This is a genomic window from Pseudonocardia sp. GCM10023141, assembly GCF_042653605.1.
This window is the reverse complement of record NZ_JBHSIR010000036.1, coordinates 1-15,813: the sequence shown is the minus strand read 5'-3', so window position 1 is coordinate 15,813 and position 15,813 is coordinate 1. Positions and strand designations below refer to the sequence as shown.

Here is a 15,813-nt window from a genome sequence, read left to right as displayed (position 1 = left end):
CGGGCTCGTACTCGCCACCGCGCTCGGCACCACAGTCGTCATCCGGCTCCTCGGCTCCCTGTTCCTGCCGCGCCGGCTCCGGGAACACTCGATCATCGCGGCGTTGCTCGCCGGCCTGGTCGTGCTGCTGCACCACCGCCCTGCGCGCCCTCGGCGCGACCGTCACCGAACCCGAGCGCTACAACCGGATCGAATCCGACTCCCTCACCCTCACCCCACAACCCGACGGCACAGTCGACGTGGACACCCCGGTTCCACCCAGTGCACCTGACCGCGGCTCGGTGCCCGACCGGGCCAGCCCCGAGCTCGACGGAACGCGCCGGGGAACAGTGGGGTGTCGCGGTGCAACGGGCCCAGGAGCTCCAGGAGCTGGCGGCGGGCAGTGTCGGTGAACCCGGTCCCGAGGGCCCCGACATGTACCAGCAGCCCGTCTCGTCGTGTGCTGCCAGCAGGAGTGCGCCCAGGACGTTGGCGTTGCCGCTGCTGGGCGCCCACCCGGCGATGATGACCTCGGCGGTGTGTCGGATCGGTGATTTGATCCAGGCTCAGGACCGGCGCCCCGGCGACAGATAGGGCGACGACAGCCGTTTGGCCACCACACCTTCCAAGCCTTGCTGCTGGGCGGCGGCCATCACCAGAGATCCGGGGGTGTCGGTGAAGTTCGCCGGGACCGTCACTCCCGGCCGCTCCAGCCGCAACTCGGTCAACAACCGGCGCCGGTCGCGACGTGCATGCGGTGCTGCAACAACCCGAAATCCGGCCTGCCCCGCTCATCCAAGGCCACGATCTCGCCGTCGAGGACCAGGCCGGCGAGCAGGTCCAGGCAGGCGACCTCCGGGTAGGACCGCGACACGTCACGATCGTTGCGGCTGCAGAGCCGCGCGCCATCGGGGCCGGTGTAGCTGGTAGCGCGGTTGGTTGACTGAACTCGGCCTGCGACCCTGAGCTCATCGACGTTGTCAGCGTCAGGGTCGTGGCATGAGTCCGTGCAGGAGCGTGTCGACCAGCTGTTCGGGGAGGGCGGGGTCGAGTGGCTCGCGGGTGAGCAGGACCTTCATATGCAGCGGGCCGACGAGCATTTCGATGGCCCGGCGCGGGTCCGCGTACTCCGGCAGCTCGCCGCGGCTGATAGCTCGCTGGATGATCTGGGTGGACTGGCGGAAGCGGGTGAGCCAGTAGTGGTCGCGGACCTGGCGGGTCGGGGGGTCGTCGCCGCCGGAGGCGAGTGAGCGGTCGAGGGTGTCGCCGATGTCGCTGTTGAGGAAGGCGACGAGCTGGGTGATGTAGATGATCAAGTCGTCGCGGACCGAGCCTGTGTCGGGGATCGGGGCCAGCTCGGCGGCGTCCTCCAGTAGTGCCTCGACCATCAGGTTCTCCCGCGTGCCCCACCGCCGATAGATCGACGACTCGTGCACGCCGGCCTCGGCGGTGGTCATGGGCGCAGCGGGTGTCGAGACGGGGATCGTGCAGCGGTCCGAGGCGGTGGACGGGATGCGGATCGACTGGGACGTCCCCGTGCCGATGACAGACGGTGCGGTGCTGTCGCAGGACTGCGTGGCTGATCTTCCGCTGTACGTGCCGTCGATACGGTCCGGGCCGTACCGGGCTACGAGATCAGGCCCCGGGGTCGCTCGAGGGCCGGGTCCGGCTGGCGCGGCCGGGCCGGGCCGTGCTCGGCGGCACCGGGTTTGGGCAGTTGCGACGTCGACCACCACGCCGACACCGCCGTCAAACACATGTCCCACCCCGTCCGGGTCGTGTCCAACGCGACGAGCAGCAAGCCGCCGGGGTACCGCTTCAACGCCCCCGGCATAGCCTGGTCCCAGGCCAGATCCGCCGGCTGCGGCGGTGCGACTGCCGCAGTGTCGGATCAGGCTCCGGCAGTATTGATCGGTGGGGCCCACCCGGGGCGCCGGATCAGACAGAACGGGTGACCGGCCGGGTCGGCATAGACATGGTTGCCATCCGGTAGCAGTCGAGCCCCGATGGCCAGGACCTGAGTGCCAGCGGTGTCGAGATCCTCGACCATGACGTCGAGGTGGAACTGCTGTGGACGCGACGGGTCGAGCCAGCACGGCGGCTGGTGATCGGGAGCGCGTTGGAAGGCGAATCCTGATGTGGTGTCGTCGTCGGCGATCACGACGAAGTCATCTGACCGGTAGGTCACCGGGAGCCCGAGCAAGTCGGAGCAGAAGGTGGCCAACGCGGCTGGATCAGGGCAGTCGATGACCACGTGGTGTCGGCGTCCGATCATGATTCGGCATCCTCGCGCACCCACCGGGGCCGCACCACGAGGAATAGAAGACGCGATGCCGCAAGGGACCTCGCGACTGGCAGAACGCGCCGCCGAGGTCGACCGGATCGGACCGGATCGGCTCAGATCGGCAGTGCCGGCGTGACTACTGGTCACCGAGGCTGCGCCAGCTCCGCAGACATCGGGCACCAGCCGTCTGCGCGCAGCAGAGGCGGGCGGCACTCACGCTGACGGCGAGGATGGCCAGCGTGGGGGAATTGGCCAGAACCGTTGTCGAACAGGTAGCCGCGATGATCATGACTAGATCACCCAGCACGGCCGACCCGATCACGATCATCGCCCCAGGAAGGCCATGGCCGACCAGCTGTCCGAGCCGGCGATGTGGGCGACGGGTCGCGACCAGCACGACCAGGCCGACTCCGACGGCGATGCCGATCGCCGGAGCGACCGGTACCGCCGCCCACAAGCTCGCCACGGACATGGTCGCCGCCCCTTGCCGCCACTGCGCGGGCGCCAGCATCAGCAACCATGCCGACCCGACGATCGGACCGGTGAGTAGATAGGCAGCGATAACGCGGCGGGCGCGACCCGTGGCCAGCTCGCCGGTGAACGACGCTGCCACCACCGCGGGCGGACCGAACTCGCGCAGCGCGGCAGCGACGGCAGCTTCCGAGGACACGCCCCGTTCGCGGCGACATCTCGTGGCCTCGTGGAGTCCGTCGCGCAGCTCGTCGAGGATCGCCGTGCACGCCGCCGGCGGCCCGACCAACCCCGCGGACACCGCGGTCAGGTAGGTCTCGATCTGGCGCCCGGCTACGTCATGACCGGCCACGGCCGCCTCCGCAGCAGCGCCGACACCGCGGTCGAGAACTCCTCCCACCCGCTGCGGGTGGTGTCCAGTGCAGCGATCCCGCCCGGTGTGAGCTCGTAGCTGCGCCGCCGCCGGCCCGAACCCGACGACCACTGGCTGCGGACCAGACCGGCCCGCTCCAGCCGGTGCAACGCCGGATATACCGTGCCGGTCGGTAGGTCGATCCGCCCCTCGCTGCCGGCACGCAACCGTTCGATTACTGCGTAGCCGTGCAGCGGGCCCTGCTCCAACGCGGCTAGCAGTAAGCCATCCAGGTGCCCCTTTAACGCCTCCGCCCGCATACGTAGCGACGCTACTCCTTTCCAGCGGAGTCCACGTCCACAACGGTGGGCTGTGCACGTCCAGGCGTAGCATCGCTATACGTAGGAACGCTACATCTCTGAGGCGGCGGCATGACCCTCCCTGCATGGATAGGGCTTCTCATCGTGGTGCATGTCGGCTGCGGGATCGTCGCGGCCGGATGCGGGGTCGCCGCGATGCTCAGCCGCAAAGGCAGCCGTCGCCATCGCCGCTTCGGCCGCACCTTCCTGCTCGGCTTGCTCGGATTGGGCCTCACGGCGCCGGTGCTGGCCGCGGTGGACTGGCCGCACCGCTGGCACCTCGCAGCCCTGGGTGTCGTCGCCCTCGGCGCCGCAGCCGCCGGGCTCAGTGCCGTGCGGTGGGCGCACCCGGCCCGACTCGGCGTCCACATCACCGGGATGGGCGTCGCCTACATCAGCATGCTGACCGCGTTCTACGTCGACAACGGGCCCCGACTTCCACTGTGGGACCAGTTGCCGACGTTCGCGCTGTGGCTACTTCCCGCCGCGGTCGGTGCACCGATACTGATCCGGGCACTGCTCCGACGCCGCGTTCCTCCCGCTGTCAGCAGCAGCTGCTGAGCGCCGCTTCGGCGCCCGCGGGTCCCGCGCAACAGACTCCGGCGTCGGGCTGGTTGGCCGGGCGGATGCCGGTGTCGTCGGGGGCGTCAGCCTTGACGGTGTAGACCTCCCACGGCTCCTGACCGGGGCCGTGGACCCACACCTTGTCCTGCACGGCGTAGCAACAGGTGGTGTCGTTCTGCACCGCGGTGAACAGCCCCAGCTCCGAGAGCCGGGTGGTGGCGGCGTTGACCTCGTCGGTGGTTTCGACCTCTACCCCGAGGTGATCCATGACGGTGGGCTGGTCGGCCTCACCCTCGATCAGGACGAGCTTGAGCGGCGGCTCGACGATCGCGAAGTTGGCGTAGCCGGGCCGGCGCTTCGCCGGCGCAACGCCGAACAGGGACTCGTAGAACGTGATCGACGCTTCGAGGTCCGACACCCGCAACGCCAACTGAACACGTGACATGAGATCCACTCCCTGTTTCGATGACCGTCGAGACAGAGGTTGCACTCTGGTTTGATGCCTGTCAAGGTAGACGCATGTCGAATCAGGAGCGGATGCTGATCGAGCTCACCGACGTCGTCGGGTGCTGCTCACCGCTGGCCCGCGAACCCTTGACCGCTGATCAGTCGGTCGAGTTGGCGCGGCTGTTCAAGGCGATGGGCGACCCGGTCCGGCTGCGCCTGATGTCGCTGATCGCCTCCCACGAAGGTGGCGAGGCGTGCGTGTGCGACCTGACCGACGTGTTCGACCTGTCCGGCCCGACCATCTCCCACCACCTGAAGGTGCTCCGCGAGGCCGGCCTCATCGCGGGCGAGCGGCGCGGCACGTGGATCTACTACCGGGTCCTGCCCGACGCCCTGCGGCAGCTCTCCGCGGTGCTGGTCCTCGACGACGCCCCGGCGCTGCCGGCATGAGCACCGAGAACTCCACCACCTCCGACCCGGCCGCGCCTGGGACTGGTGGCGAGGCGGGTGTGGTCGCGAAGCTCTCCACGCTCGACCGGTTCCTGCCGGTGTGGATCATCGCCGCCATGGTGGTCGGACTGCTCGGCGGCCGGCTGGTCCCCGGCCTGGGCGCTGCACTGGACGCGATCTCCATCGACGGCGTCTCGTTCCCGATCGCGCTCGGGCTGCTGGTGATGATGTACCCGGTGCTGGCGAAGGTCCGCTACGACCGCCTCGACACCGTCACCGGCGACCGCAAACTCCTGATCTCGTCGCTGATCCTCAACTGGGTACTCGGCCCGGCGCTGATGTTCGCCCTCGCCTGGCTGCTGCTGCCCGACCTGCCCGAGTACCGCACCGGGCTGATCATCGTCGGATTGGCGCGCTGCATCGCCATGGTCATCATCTGGAACGACCTCGCCTGCGGAGACCGCGAGGCCGCCGCCGTGCTGGTCGCCCTCAACTCCGCGTTCCAGGTCATCGCGTTCGCCGCGCTGGGCTGGTTCTACCTCGACGTCCTGCCCGGCTGGCTCGGCCTGCCCCAGACCGACCTCACCGTCTCGCCGTGGCAGATCGCTGCCTCGGTGCTGATCTTCCTCGGGGTTCCGCTGGTCGCCGGCTACCTGTCGCGTCGTCTCGGGGAGCGAGCGAAGGGCCGGGATTGGTACGAATCCAGGTTCCTGCCGCGGATCGGGCCGTTCGCGCTCTACGGGCTGCTGTTCACCATCGTCATCCTCTTCGCCCTCCAAGGCGACGCGATCACCTCGCGGCCCTGGGACGTCGCCCGCATCGCACTGCCACTGCTGGCCTACTTCGCGATCATGTGGGCCGGGTCCTACGCCTTCGGCCGCGCCATTGGCTTGTCGTACGAGCGCACCACCACCCTCGCGTTCACCGCGGCGGGCAACAACTTCGAGCTCGCCATCGCGGTTGCGATCGCGACCTTCGGAGTCACCTCCGGGCAGGCGCTGGCCGGGGTCGTCGGCCCGCTGATCGAGGTCCCCGTCCTGGTCGCGCTGGTCTACGTGTCCCTCGCCGCCCGCCGCCGCTGGACAACCCGCACCCCCACTTGACCACCCCTGTTCGCGCACGCCGATCCTTCGAGGAAGTAGGCCGCCATGACCAGTACGTGGCACCGCGACACCCTGTCCATCGACCAACACGTCGCCCTCAAAACCGCTGCCGGGCATCTGGCCCGGGAGTTCGACGGCACTTTCGGCAGCGAGACGATCGAGCGGTTCCTGCACTCCTCCTATGACGAGTTCGCCGGCCGCGCCGTCGTACTCAACTTCCTCCCGCTACTGGCCGAGAAGTTCGCTCGCCAGCGCCTGCGCGCGCTGGCGAAGGTGGAGGGCAAAGCCCTGGTCGGCACGCCGGTGGTGCTGTTTCTGTGCACTCACAACGCGGGGCGTTCCCAGATGGCGCTCGGGTTCTTCACCCACCTCGCTGGTGACCGCGCGGTTGCCTGGTCGGGCGGGTCGGAGCCTGGCGAGACCGTCAACGCCGCTGCGGTGGCGGCGATGGCCGAGCGTGGGATCGACATCGCCGCCGAGTACCCCAAGCCCTGGACCGATGAGGTCGTTCGGGCTGCGGACGTGGTGATCACCATGGGCTGTGGGGACGCCTGCCCGGTGTTCCCCGGCAAGCGCTACGAGGAATGGGTCCTCGACGACCCCGACGGCCTCACTGTCAGCGGTGTGCGCCCGATCCGCGACGAGATCGGACGCCGCGTCCGCGCCCTGCTCGACGAACTCCTCCCCACCACCCCTACCGCCTGAGACTGGAGACCACGACCGATGACCGCTATCCCCGAGGTGCTGTTCGTGTGTGTGCACAACGCCGGTCGCTCGCAGATGGCCGCCGCGCTGCTGCACCACCACGCCGCCGGCACCGTGACCGTGACCTCCGCCGGCTCCGCGCCCGCTGACACCATCAACCCCGCTGTGCGCGAGGTGATGGCCGAGATCGGGCTGGACCTGTCCCAGGAGTTCCCCAAGCGGTTGACCACCGATGCGGTCCAGGCCGCCGATGTCGTGATCACCATGGGGTGTGGGGACGCATGCCCGATCTTCCCGGGTAAGAGCTACCTCGACTGGGACCTCGCCGACCCGGCGGGCAAGACCATCGAGGAGATCCGGCCCATTCGCGACGACATCGACGCCCGCGTCCGGGCTTTGCTCGCCGAGCTTGTCCCGGCCAACGCCTGAACCACCTGCGCCCCTGATCCGGGGCCGACCCCTCGATCCTTCGAAACGGGAGCTGATCGTGACCGACACCGATGACCTGCGCGAAGCCGTACGGGCCCGCTACGCCGCCGCCGCGACCCGCTCCGCAGCAGGCGAGTACGCCGAAGCCCGCACGCTCGAAGCTGCATCGTGCAGCGGGCCGGCCCCGGTGTCCACGACCGACGAGCACAGCGAGCCCGTGTTCGGGGCCCAGCTCTACGCCCCGACCGAAGCCGCGGGTGCACCCGAGGAAGCCGTGGCAGCATCGCTGGGCTGCGGGGTCCCGACCGCTGTCGCGGACCTGCACCCCGGCGAGACCGTGTTGGACCTGGGTTCCGGCGCCGGTGCTGATGTCCTGATCTCCGCTCGCCGGGTCGCCCCGGGTGGCCGGGCGATCGGGCTGGACATGACCACCGAGATGCTCGTGCTTGCCCGGCGCAACGCCGCCGAGGCCGGGGTCGACAACGTCGAGTTCCTGCAGGGGTACCTCGAAGACATCCCGCTGCCCGACGCGACCGTCGACGTCGTCATCTCCAACTGCGTGATCAACCTCGCCGGGGACAAGACCGCGGTCCTGCGTGAGGCCGCGCGGGTGCTGCGACCGGGTGGCCGGTTCGCCGTCTCCGATGTCATCGCCGACCCCGACATGGACGACACCACCCGCATCGACATGCAGCAATGGACCGGCTGCATCGCCGGCGCCCTGACCCGCGACCAGTTCGAACAAGCCCTCGCCGATGCCGGCCTGATCGACGTCGAAATCATCGAGACCCACCGCGTCCACACCCACGCTGCGGCGGCGATCATCCGCGCCCAGAAGCCTCGCTAGCTGAGGTCGGATCCGCTCGATCACGACATCCCGCCAGGTGCGCCAGCAGCACCCGAACACCACACTGATCACCACACCAGCAGCGATGATCACCCCTCCGTGATCACGAGACCTGCGCGACACACCTAGACGAGCCCAAGTCGATCACGCAAAGTGGGACAGATCCAGATCCAGTCTCAGCGCGCCGTTGACACATGGCCCCGTCGCCGATGGTCGCCTTTTCTTCGATGTCTACGTGTGCGGGTCGGTGATCTCGCGGAGGCGGGTGAGGGTATCGCGCAGTTGCGCCATCCGCCGCGATCCGAGGTGCGCACGCCACTCGGCCTCGACGTCGGCAAGAACCTTCTCGCCTACGGGTATGGTCGAGGCGCCGCGCTCGGTGAGGCGCACCAGCCGGGCGCGGGCGTCGGTGGGATCGGGAGTGCGCTCGACGTAGCCGGCGCGTTCGAGTTGGTCTACCAGGAAGCCGGCGGTCTGTTTGGTGACCTGCGCGGCGTCGGCGAGCTCGGTCAGTCGGCTGCCGCTGGCACCGATGCGTTGGAACACCCGTGCTTGCGCCCGGGTGATGTCGCCGTAGCCCGCCTCGGCGAGCGCCGCGAACACGCGGTCTTCCGCGGCACGGTAGGGGATGAACAGCAACAGGCCCAGGTTGAGCGTGTCTGCAGTGCTGCCGTGGGTCACGACACTCCCTTGCACTAGTACGAACAACTGACTAAAGTGATCAGCCTAACGTACCAAACTTGGGGGTTGGGATGGATCGTGACGCGATGTGGCACGCGCTCGACGAGCAACGAGCAGAGCTGGCCGACCTGCTCGAGGAGCTGACGGCCGCAGAATGGGCACAGCCGTCGCTGTGTGCCGGCTGGACCGTCCGCGACGTCGCGGCGCATCTCGTGCTCGGACCGCGCACCGGCGCCGCAACCGTGATCGTCGAGATGGTCCGTGCCCGTGGCAGCTTCAACCAGATGATCCACGACACAGCCATCCGCCATGCGACCCGACCGGTCGAGGACCTCGTCACCGAGCTACGGGCGATAGTCGGGGCGCGCCGACTCGCCCCGGGCCAGAAGTTGGCCGACGCGCTGATGGACGTGCTGGTCCACGGCCAGGACATCGCGATCCCTCTTCGCCGACGACGCGATATGCCCGCCGAAGCGGCACAGGCCGCGGCGCAGCACCTGTGGCGGATCGGCTTCCCGTTCCACGCCCGCAGGAACCTGCGCGGGTTCCGGCTGCGCGCCACCGACGTGAACTGGGCCGCCGGCGAGGGTGCTGAGGTCCGGGGACCCATCGCCGCGATCGTGGCGTTGCTCGCCGGGCGCACCGCGACCTTGCCCCACCTGACCGGTGACGGAGTCCCCACACTGGCCTCCCAGCTCACGGCCCCCGCCCCGCAACATGCCCGAACTGCATTCGAATGCCGTAACAGAGCAGAGGAGTAGTCGCCATGGCAGCGCGATATACCGGGCCAGGGAAGGGCATCGCCCTGGACACCTTCGACGGCATCCACACCGTCAAGGTCAGCGCCGAGGACACCGGTGGCGCCTACGAGCTGTTCGAGGTCGATGCACCGCGCGGGCCAGCCGTTCCGATGCTGCGCACCCCGTGGGCCAAAGCGTTCTACCTGCTCGCCGGAACCATGACGGTGCACGTCGAGGGCGAGCATCACGAACTCGAACCCGGGGCCACGATCACCATTCCCGATGGCGCCGCCCACGCGTTCGAGGTGACGACACCGACGGCGAGATTTCTCGCCTTCACCCTCACCGATGCAGCGGGGCGCCTGTTCGCCGACATCGTCGCCTCCATCCCGCCCGGGCGATCGATGCAGGACCTCGCGCCCCTACTCGAACGGGTCGCACACCGCCACGGCGTCACCTTCGCCGCCGACGACCCGCCGTAGCGCTCACCCAGCCCGACTCCGCACCGATGACCGGCGCCCTGGATCCGCAACCGCGCCCCCGACACCCGCACAGGCAGCACGATCCTCGGCCACGCCGTTCTGCGGCGCGGACCAGGCCTGGACGGCGCAGGCGAGCAGATCAGGCGGCCGAAGTCACGTCGCAGCCGAGAATCGGCACAGTCCCGCTGGAATCTCCTGTGGGCCGATTCATCGCTGCCTCGCCCAGTGATCAACCTCAGGGGAATCTCTGTGTGGCGGGATACCCAGTTTGGCCTGGGTTGCACACGCCGACACGCTCAATGGTGCACAGCCTGGCGGTGCACGTGTTCGCGTTGTGAAGAACGCGCGGGCGAGGGCAGGATCCCGGCTGGGTGGGCCAGTTCTCACGCCGTGGGCGTGTCCTCGGCGCGGCGGCGTTCGAGGAAGACGGTGTCACGCCAGATGCCGTAGTGGCGTCCGATACGTTCTCGTACGCCGAGGGTGCGGTACCCGGCGAAGCGGTGCAGCACGATGCTGGCCCGGTTCTCCGGGAAGATCCCGGTCTGCAACGTCCACATCCCGGCGTCATCCGCGACGGTGACCTGCTGGTGGATCAAGGCCTTTCCGGCTCCTCGACCGCGGTACCCGTCACCGACGTAGATCGAGCTCTCACCGACCCCGGCATAGACCGCACGAGCGGACGTGGCGCGGATGGCGGCCCACCCGACGACGCGCCCGTCGATATCGGCGACCCAGACGCACTGCCGTCCAGTCACTGCTACGCAGAGCTCGCACCGTGACGTCTGTGGGCAGATCCGGCGGGTAGCCCCGTCACCCGCGCTCACGTGCGCGCCGCGGCCAGCCAATCATTGCCTCCGAGGGGACCTGACCAGCGACGCCGCTGACCCGAGCTCGACGACATCGACGCCCACCCCACGATGCGGATCGACTCAGCACTGTCAGGCTCCAATGCGATCGGCCAGGATCGGTTGACCGGGACCAGACAGCTCCGCAAGCGCCTCTCGACGGCCGGCAACAGCCATGATCAAGGCCTCCGCGGAACCCTCGACATTAGGCCCGGTGCCGGTGGTCCAGTCCAGGTCGGTCGCAGTGAGCGTGAGGCCCTCCACGCGTTTGCTCGCGCCGATCGGGCGCGCGGTGCAGGCGAACGGCAGCGCGCAGAGCATGCGGTCGGCAGGGATCTCCCGGGGCAAACCGAGCGAGCGGCGGATGTCCTGCTGATGGATCAGCCCATCGGTCAGCGCGATCCGACCACCGAACTTGGCCGGGAGCCCGCTGGGCTCCAGGTGCTGCTTGACCCGCGCCAAGAGATCGTCGGGGGTGTGGTCGGCGAAACGGGCGACACCAGCGGCGTTCACCCGATCGGCGTTAAGCCCACCGGCAATGAAGCGCCCGATCAGCGCACCCATGCCGAGCTCTTCGTAGCTGAACATATGCGCGACCACATCGCGGACCCGCCATTTCGTGCACAGGGTCGGTGCTCTCCACTGCTCAGGGGTCAGGCCAGCGAGGAGCGCGGCGAGCTCGGCCCGCTCGTCGTGGGCGAGGGCTGTCGCGTCGACGGCCGCGGTCACGATTGATCGGCCACGGACTTGGCGAACCCGTCGAGCAGCAGCTCCCAGCCACCGCCGCCGCGGATCGCGTCGTTGATGGCCTGGCCGCCTTCGAGTCGCTCGAAGTAGCGGTGTTCCACGGTGACGGTGGTCTGGTCGGGGCCGTCCGCGGCGAAGGTGGCCTCGATCTCGCTGGCATGGGTGGGGTCGGGGTCGAACTGCCACATCCCGTTGATCTGCCAGGTGAACACCAGCCGGTTCGGCGGCTCCCAGGCCAGCACCCGACCCCAGTCGCACTCGACGCCGTCGACACCGCGCTCATACCAACGCCCGCCCTCGCCGGACTCCAGGACCACCTCGGCCACCTCGGCAGCGCCGATATGGAACTGATGCGGCCACCAGGAGTTGATCGAGCTGGTGAACACGCCGAACGCCTTATCGAGCGGCAGCGCGACGGTCACGGTTCCGGTGATCGGCGGAATGGGTGCCGTGGTGGTCATGAGGTCTCCCCTGTGAGATCGAGGTGCGCGGATCGGGATTCGTCGACGGCCGCCTCGGCAACCTTGTGAAAACCCGTCAGTGCGTCGCTCCAGACGCCGTCCAGCCAGGTCCGCAGCGCGGTGACACCGTCGGGGTTGAGGCGGTAGATCCGACGGTTGCCCTCGGCATGGCTGACGACCAAACCACCGTCTTTGAGCACACGCAGATGCTGAGACACCGCCGGCCGGCTGACCGGTAACCGGTCAGCCAACTCCTGCACCGAACACGGCCGTCGGGCGAGCAACTCGAAGATGGCGCGCCGGGTCGGATCCCCGAGCAGACCCAACCCACCATCTCCGTAAGCTGACACGAACGGTAAGGCTAGACGCACGTAGGCCGGGAGAGCAACCAATCGGGTGGCATGACCTCGCCCTACACCCGTGCCGAACACCTCGCCGCGGACGCCCGCGCGGCCAGCGCGGAGATCAGAGTGGCCGCGGAGGTACTGCTCCAGGTCGCCAAGCACGACGGCCACATCGACGCCCACCGCGGCGACGTCAGCCTCGCCCTCGCCGGACTGGTCGAGGCCTGCGCACTGAACTACACCAACATTTCGCCGCTGATGGCCCAAGAGGTCTTCGCCGTGGTCGACGCCGTCGACCGAGCCACCGGGCGGCGTCGCTCCACCGGCACCCGACCCGGCGATCCGTGCAGACCCCAGGATCTGATGCGCCGGATCGCGATCGCGGTCACCGAGCCCACCGCGAGCTGCGCCCTGTTGTTCGACGAGCACGGCCTGCGGGCACCGCGGTACGGGCCAGACCGGCGTCACACCGGCGTACCGGGTGGCATGGCAGATCACCGACCACCAACCCTGCTAACAGACCCCACGGCCAATCGCACCTCGGCGGACAACGTCGCCGACAGGGCTGGGCCACGAGACGGCCGCCGGCCGTGGTCAGCTCGGGGAGATGCGGGCCGTGCCCAGGACGTGCGGGCTGGACGGCTGGGTGAACCGGCTCTCCGGGAACCGCAGCCGCCGGACGTCGGTGATGGTGAATCCTGCGGCCGTGATCGCGGCGGCCGGATCGGTGGCGGTGTGGCATCCCCCCGCCAGCAAGGGCCAGAACGTCGCATCGGCGACCCACTGTGCGATGCGCAGCCCGCGGGTCTCGGCGATCGTGTGTTCGAGAAACCGCAGGACCCCGCCCGGACGCAGCACCCGACCGACCTCAGCCAGCGCCGCGGCCCGATCTGTCAGCGAGCACATGACCAGGCACAGCACCGCGGCATCGACGCTGTCATCAGGCAGCGGGAGCCGATCAGCCAGGCCGGCACGGACCGAGACCGCGACCGGGGCGTGGGCTGCCCGGTCGGTGGCGAGACCTCGCAGGTAGGGCTCGGGCTCGATCGCGGTGACCTGGCTGACCGTGGCCGGGTAGTGACCGAAGTTCAGACCGTTGCCGGCACCGATCTCGACGACGTCGCCGACAAGACCTGCGAGTAGCTCTTCGCGCAGCCCGGCCATCCCCTCGCTTTCCATGCGTGCACTCACGCTGGCATAGAAGCGGCTGAACAAGCGGCGCGGTCGATCTGTTGCCACGGAGGACGGGCCGTGCTGTGTCATCTGACCGTCTCTTCATTGTTGTCGGCAACTCATGTGCTAAATACATCATTACCACAGTTCATAGTGTTACTGTTCCTGCGTGCAGGTGGACCCGGTGGCAGTGCTGGACAAGGTGTTCGAACTGGCCGGGCAGGTCGGCGACCTGATGGCCTCGACATTGACCGAACGCGGCCTCACCCCAGCCCGCGCGGAAGCGCTCCTCGTGTTGCACACCTCTGGCGAGCCGATGGTGCAGCGGCAACTGAGCCAGGCGCTGCAATGCACACCGCGGCATGTCACCGCGCTGGTCGATGCCCTCGAACAGGCCGGAATGGCGCATCGGGGACCGCATCCCACCGATCGCCGCGCCACCCTCGTGACACTGACCGATCTCGGCGCGCGAACCGCGCACCGGATGGCCCAGGAACGCCAGAGCTCCGCCCACCAGCTGCTAGGTCACCTCACACCCGCCGAACTGGCCGGGTTCATGGCCGTCGCTGACCACGTGTTGCGCCATCTCGGACACAGCGCCCCACCCGACACGTCGCCCACCGGCCCCCATGTCGCCCCGCAGGTGGACACCGGAACACCGTCATGACCGAGCAGGCCGGGACACGAGCCGCACATTGGAACGCGGTCTACGGGCGTCTCGACGACACCCAAGTCAGCTGGTACGAACCCGACCCGACCTCCTCGCTGGCGATGCTCGACACGGCTGGTGTCGACCCGGGCATGTCTGTGATCGATGTCGGGGCCGGCGCATCCCGACTGGCCGATGCCCTGCTGGCGCGCGGGTTCGGTGATGTGACCGCGCTCGACGTGTCCGACGACGGTCTCGCCCACACCCGGGCCCGGCTCGGGGCTGCAGCGGCTGAGCGTGTCGCGTGGGTCGTGGCCGATCTGCTGGGCTGGGTACCGCAGCGCCGCTACCAGGTGTGGCACGACCGGGCGGTCTTCCACTTCCTGACCGACCCAGCAGACCAGGCCCGCTACCGCGACCTCCTGCACGCCGCATTGCGGCCCGATGCCCGGGTCATCATCGCCACCTTCGCCGACGACGGCCCCCGGTCCTGTTCCGGGCTTCCGACCGCGCGCTACAGCCCCACGCAACTCGGTGCGGTCCTTGGCTCATCGTTCGACGTCATCGCGACCCGCCGCGAGCATCACCGCACCCCCGCCGGAGCAATACAGCCCTTCACCTGGCTCGCTGCCCACCACCACGCCATTCGGCCTGCACCGGTCACAGTTGATGACGCCAGCGGCACCGGACAGCGTTACCGAGGCCATCTGTAGTTGCCGTGGCCCTACGATCCGCGGGTGCAGCAGTTCAGGATCTCCGAGGCAGCAGGTCTGCTGGGCGTCAGCGACGACACCGTCCGCCGCTACGTCGATCAGGGAAAGCTCCCCTCACGCCGCGATGCCTCCAACCGCGCCGTCATCGACGGCGTCGCCCTCGCAGAGTTCGCCCGCGACACCGCGCACGCCGCCCCCGACCCGAGCGGTGTGTCCCGATCGGCACGCAACCGCCTCGTCGGGCTGGTCACCTCCGTGACCGCCGACCGCGTCATGGCCCAGGTCGAGATCCAGTGCGGCCCCTACCGCGTCGTGTCGCTGATGAGCACCGAAGCCGCTACCGAACTGCAGCTCGAACCCGGCGCCCTCGCCGTGGCCATCATCAAGTCCACCAACGTCGTCGTCGAGATCCCAGACAAGTCCCTGCGCCGCTCCACATCGGAATGATCACCGCCCGGCAATCCCTGACTGCCCGCATCGCAACTACCCCGCACGACGGCACGGGATCTCGGTGGACCCGACGCTGATCGTGCTCGGATTCACCGCCGGGCTGTCCCTCGCCGTTCTGACCGCGCCCGTCGGCATCTCCGGTGCCGTGTTCCTGCTCCCGATCCAACTCGACGTTCTTCACGTCCCCAGCCCCGCGGTGACACCTACCAATCTGCTGTTCAACGTGGTCGCCACCCCCGGGGCACTGTTGCGCTACCGCCGACAGGGACAGCTCGGCGGGCCACTGGCGCGCCAACTCGTCGCCGCCACCCTTCCCGGGGTGGTCATCGGCGCGATCATTCGCGTTTACGTGTTGCCCGGCGAGGCGGTGTTCCGGCTCGTCGCCGCTGCGGTACTGCTCCCGCTCGGTGTCTGGCTCTGGCGCCGGACCCTGACCCGCTCCATCACCCGGACCCCGCGCCCACTAGCACCAAAGCCGTTCAGTTAGCGGTCGCGGCTGCTGGTCAAGGATCTTGTTGCGGCGTGTCGTTGCCGGAGA

24 protein-coding genes and 1 pseudogene are annotated in these 15,813 nt (G+C 68.8%); 12 read left to right on the top strand and 13 right to left on the bottom strand.

Going from position 1 to position 15,813, the window contains the following annotated elements:
• Positions 1-545: 545 nt before the first annotated feature.
• The 6 genes from ACFPFQ_RS22280 to ACFPFQ_RS22255 all read right to left on the bottom strand — a co-directional run bounded on the left by ACFPFQ_RS22280 (position 546) and on the right by ACFPFQ_RS22255 (position 3,406).
• Complete coding sequence (locus ACFPFQ_RS22280) at positions 546-710, bottom strand: hypothetical protein (RefSeq protein WP_379621859.1); 165 nt, start codon at positions 708-710, stop codon at positions 546-548.
• Positions 704-853, bottom strand: coding sequence for a hypothetical protein (locus tag ACFPFQ_RS22275; RefSeq protein ID WP_379621857.1), 150 nt, complete (start codon positions 851-853; stop codon positions 704-706). Before ACFPFQ_RS22275 ends, ACFPFQ_RS22280 begins: the two co-directional genes overlap by 7 nt.
• A gap of 112 nt (positions 854-965) precedes the next feature.
• Complete coding sequence (locus ACFPFQ_RS22270) at positions 966-1,436, bottom strand: TetR-like C-terminal domain-containing protein (protein WP_379621855.1); 471 nt, start codon at positions 1,434-1,436, stop codon at positions 966-968.
• Positions 1,437-1,870: 434 nt separating this feature from the next.
• A complete protein-coding gene (locus ACFPFQ_RS22265; protein ID WP_379621853.1) occupies positions 1,871-2,254 on the bottom strand; it encodes a VOC family protein in 384 nt (127 codons plus the stop codon).
• A 145-nt stretch (positions 2,255-2,399) separates the two neighbouring features.
• Positions 2,400-3,086, bottom strand: coding sequence for a permease prefix domain 1-containing protein (locus ACFPFQ_RS22260; protein ID WP_379621851.1), 687 nt, complete (start codon positions 3,084-3,086; stop codon positions 2,400-2,402).
• A complete protein-coding gene (locus tag ACFPFQ_RS22255; RefSeq protein ID WP_379621849.1) occupies positions 3,068-3,406 on the bottom strand; it encodes a PadR family transcriptional regulator in 339 nt (112 codons plus the stop codon). Before ACFPFQ_RS22255 ends, ACFPFQ_RS22260 begins: the two co-directional genes overlap by 19 nt.
• 111 nt (positions 3,407-3,517) lie before the next feature.
• Here ACFPFQ_RS22255 and ACFPFQ_RS22250 point away from each other — a divergent pair, with 111 nt between their 5' ends.
• The gene (locus ACFPFQ_RS22250; RefSeq protein ID WP_379621847.1) at positions 3,518-4,006 is read left to right on the top strand and encodes a hypothetical protein; all 489 of its coding nucleotides are present in this window, start codon (positions 3,518-3,520) and stop codon (positions 4,004-4,006) included.
• On the opposite strand, the gene ACFPFQ_RS22245 is transcribed toward ACFPFQ_RS22250, so the two are convergent.
• Positions 3,990-4,454, bottom strand: coding sequence for an ArsI/CadI family heavy metal resistance metalloenzyme (locus ACFPFQ_RS22245; protein WP_379621845.1), 465 nt, complete (start codon positions 4,452-4,454; stop codon positions 3,990-3,992). The two genes, ACFPFQ_RS22250 and ACFPFQ_RS22245, sit on opposite strands and share 17 nt — an antisense overlap.
• A 74-nt stretch (positions 4,455-4,528) precedes the next feature.
• Between ACFPFQ_RS22245 and ACFPFQ_RS22240 the strand changes: the two genes are divergently transcribed.
• From ACFPFQ_RS22240 to arsM, 5 genes are read left to right on the top strand one after another with little or no spacing between them, the layout of a single operon-like run.
• A complete protein-coding gene (locus ACFPFQ_RS22240) occupies positions 4,529-4,906 on the top strand; it encodes an ArsR/SmtB family transcription factor (RefSeq protein WP_379621843.1) in 378 nt (125 codons plus the stop codon).
• Complete coding sequence (arsB, locus tag ACFPFQ_RS22235; protein WP_379621841.1) at positions 4,903-6,009, top strand: ACR3 family arsenite efflux transporter; 1,107 nt, start codon at positions 4,903-4,905, stop codon at positions 6,007-6,009. Before ACFPFQ_RS22240 ends, arsB begins: the two co-directional genes overlap by 4 nt.
• A 45-nt stretch (positions 6,010-6,054) precedes the next feature.
• Entirely contained in the window at positions 6,055-6,714 is a 660-nt protein-coding gene (locus ACFPFQ_RS22230; protein ID WP_379621839.1) for an arsenate reductase ArsC, read from the top strand.
• Between the two features lie 18 nt (positions 6,715-6,732).
• Positions 6,733-7,143, top strand: a complete 411-nt coding sequence (locus ACFPFQ_RS22225) for an arsenate reductase ArsC (RefSeq protein WP_379621837.1) — start codon at positions 6,733-6,735, stop codon at positions 7,141-7,143.
• Between the two features lie 58 nt (positions 7,144-7,201).
• Entirely contained in the window at positions 7,202-7,990 is a 789-nt protein-coding gene (arsM, locus tag ACFPFQ_RS22220) for an arsenite methyltransferase (RefSeq protein WP_379621835.1), read from the top strand.
• Between the two features lie 231 nt (positions 7,991-8,221).
• Here the strand turns inward: arsM and ACFPFQ_RS22215 are convergent, their stop codons facing one another.
• Positions 8,222-8,671 carry a MarR family winged helix-turn-helix transcriptional regulator gene (locus ACFPFQ_RS22215; RefSeq protein ID WP_379621833.1) on the bottom strand — a complete coding sequence of 150 codons (450 nt, stop codon included), beginning with the start codon at positions 8,669-8,671 and terminating at the stop codon, positions 8,222-8,224.
• 86 nt (positions 8,672-8,757) lie between these two features.
• Between ACFPFQ_RS22215 and ACFPFQ_RS22210 the strand changes: the two genes are divergently transcribed.
• Positions 8,758-9,432, top strand: coding sequence for a maleylpyruvate isomerase family mycothiol-dependent enzyme (locus ACFPFQ_RS22210; RefSeq protein WP_379621831.1), 675 nt, complete (start codon positions 8,758-8,760; stop codon positions 9,430-9,432).
• A gap of 5 nt (positions 9,433-9,437) precedes the next feature.
• Positions 9,438-9,893: a cupin domain-containing protein gene (locus ACFPFQ_RS22205; protein ID WP_379621829.1), complete on the top strand. Its 456-nt coding sequence runs from the start codon at positions 9,438-9,440 to the stop codon at positions 9,891-9,893.
• Positions 9,894-10,276: 383 nt separating this feature from the next.
• Here the strand turns inward: ACFPFQ_RS22205 and ACFPFQ_RS22200 are convergent.
• From ACFPFQ_RS22200 to ACFPFQ_RS22180, 5 genes and pseudogenes are all read right to left on the bottom strand, one after another.
• A pseudogene (locus tag ACFPFQ_RS22200) lies at positions 10,277-10,694 on the bottom strand (GNAT family N-acetyltransferase); the annotation flags it as partial.
• A 137-nt stretch (positions 10,695-10,831) separates the two neighbouring features.
• The gene (locus ACFPFQ_RS22195) at positions 10,832-11,467 is read right to left on the bottom strand and encodes a maleylpyruvate isomerase family mycothiol-dependent enzyme (protein WP_379621827.1); all 636 of its coding nucleotides are present in this window, start codon (positions 11,465-11,467) and stop codon (positions 10,832-10,834) included.
• On the bottom strand, positions 11,464-11,946 hold the full coding sequence (locus tag ACFPFQ_RS22190; protein WP_379621825.1) for an SRPBCC family protein: 483 nt from the start codon (positions 11,944-11,946) through the stop codon (positions 11,464-11,466). Before ACFPFQ_RS22190 ends, ACFPFQ_RS22195 begins: the two co-directional genes overlap by 4 nt.
• Positions 11,943-12,719: an ArsR/SmtB family transcription factor gene (locus ACFPFQ_RS22185; protein ID WP_379621823.1), complete on the bottom strand. Its 777-nt coding sequence runs from the start codon at positions 12,717-12,719 to the stop codon at positions 11,943-11,945. Before ACFPFQ_RS22185 ends, ACFPFQ_RS22190 begins: the two co-directional genes overlap by 4 nt.
• Positions 12,720-12,884: 165 nt before the next feature.
• Positions 12,885-13,469, bottom strand: a complete 585-nt coding sequence (locus ACFPFQ_RS22180) for a class I SAM-dependent methyltransferase (protein WP_379621821.1) — start codon at positions 13,467-13,469, stop codon at positions 12,885-12,887.
• 163 nt (positions 13,470-13,632) lie between these two features.
• Between ACFPFQ_RS22180 and ACFPFQ_RS22175 the strand changes: the two genes are divergently transcribed.
• The 4 genes from ACFPFQ_RS22175 to ACFPFQ_RS22160 all read left to right on the top strand — a co-directional run bounded on the left by ACFPFQ_RS22175 (position 13,633) and on the right by ACFPFQ_RS22160 (position 15,762).
• Entirely contained in the window at positions 13,633-14,130 is a 498-nt protein-coding gene (locus ACFPFQ_RS22175; protein ID WP_379621819.1) for a MarR family winged helix-turn-helix transcriptional regulator, read from the top strand.
• Positions 14,127-14,825 (top strand): class I SAM-dependent methyltransferase, encoded by a 699-nt coding sequence (locus tag ACFPFQ_RS22170; RefSeq protein ID WP_379621817.1) that lies wholly within the window; start codon positions 14,127-14,129, stop codon positions 14,823-14,825. Before ACFPFQ_RS22175 ends, ACFPFQ_RS22170 begins: the two co-directional genes overlap by 4 nt.
• Before the next feature lie 24 nt (positions 14,826-14,849).
• Positions 14,850-15,272 (top strand): TOBE domain-containing protein, encoded by a 423-nt coding sequence (locus ACFPFQ_RS22165; protein WP_379621815.1) that lies wholly within the window; start codon positions 14,850-14,852, stop codon positions 15,270-15,272.
• A gap of 64 nt (positions 15,273-15,336) precedes the next feature.
• The gene (locus ACFPFQ_RS22160; protein WP_379621814.1) at positions 15,337-15,762 is read left to right on the top strand and encodes a TSUP family transporter; all 426 of its coding nucleotides are present in this window, start codon (positions 15,337-15,339) and stop codon (positions 15,760-15,762) included.
• The last annotated feature ends 51 nt before the right edge of the window (positions 15,763-15,813 follow it).

Bases quoted from the DNA above. Each gene is read 5' to 3' on its own strand.
- ACFPFQ_RS22170 (WP_379621817.1), top strand. From the start codon at position 14,127: ATGACCGAGCAGGCCGGGACACGAGCCGCACATTGGAACGCGGTCTAC.
- ACFPFQ_RS22190 (WP_379621825.1), bottom strand. From the start codon at position 11,946: ATGACCACCACGGCACCCATTCCGCCGATCACCGGAACCGTGACCGTC.
- ACFPFQ_RS22180 (WP_379621821.1), bottom strand. From the start codon at position 13,469: ATGGAAAGCGAGGGGATGGCCGGGCTGCGCGAAGAGCTACTCGCAGGT.
- ACFPFQ_RS22210 (WP_379621831.1), top strand. From the start codon at position 8,758: ATGTGGCACGCGCTCGACGAGCAACGAGCAGAGCTGGCCGACCTGCTC.
- arsB (WP_379621841.1), top strand. From the start codon at position 4,903: ATGAGCACCGAGAACTCCACCACCTCCGACCCGGCCGCGCCTGGGACT.
- ACFPFQ_RS22240 (WP_379621843.1), top strand. From the start codon at position 4,529: ATGTCGAATCAGGAGCGGATGCTGATCGAGCTCACCGACGTCGTCGGG.
- ACFPFQ_RS22230 (WP_379621839.1), top strand. From the start codon at position 6,055: ATGACCAGTACGTGGCACCGCGACACCCTGTCCATCGACCAACACGTC.
- ACFPFQ_RS22255 (WP_379621849.1), bottom strand. From the start codon at position 3,406: ATGCGGGCGGAGGCGTTAAAGGGGCACCTGGATGGCTTACTGCTAGCC.
- ACFPFQ_RS22245 (WP_379621845.1), bottom strand. From the start codon at position 4,454: ATGTCACGTGTTCAGTTGGCGTTGCGGGTGTCGGACCTCGAAGCGTCG.
- ACFPFQ_RS22250 (WP_379621847.1), top strand. From the start codon at position 3,518: ATGACCCTCCCTGCATGGATAGGGCTTCTCATCGTGGTGCATGTCGGC.
- ACFPFQ_RS22265 (WP_379621853.1), bottom strand. From the start codon at position 2,254: ATGATCGGACGCCGACACCACGTGGTCATCGACTGCCCTGATCCAGCC.
- ACFPFQ_RS22205 (WP_379621829.1), top strand. From the start codon at position 9,438: ATGGCAGCGCGATATACCGGGCCAGGGAAGGGCATCGCCCTGGACACC.
- ACFPFQ_RS22225 (WP_379621837.1), top strand. From the start codon at position 6,733: ATGACCGCTATCCCCGAGGTGCTGTTCGTGTGTGTGCACAACGCCGGT.
- ACFPFQ_RS22270 (WP_379621855.1), bottom strand. From the start codon at position 1,436: ATGACCACCGCCGAGGCCGGCGTGCACGAGTCGTCGATCTATCGGCGG.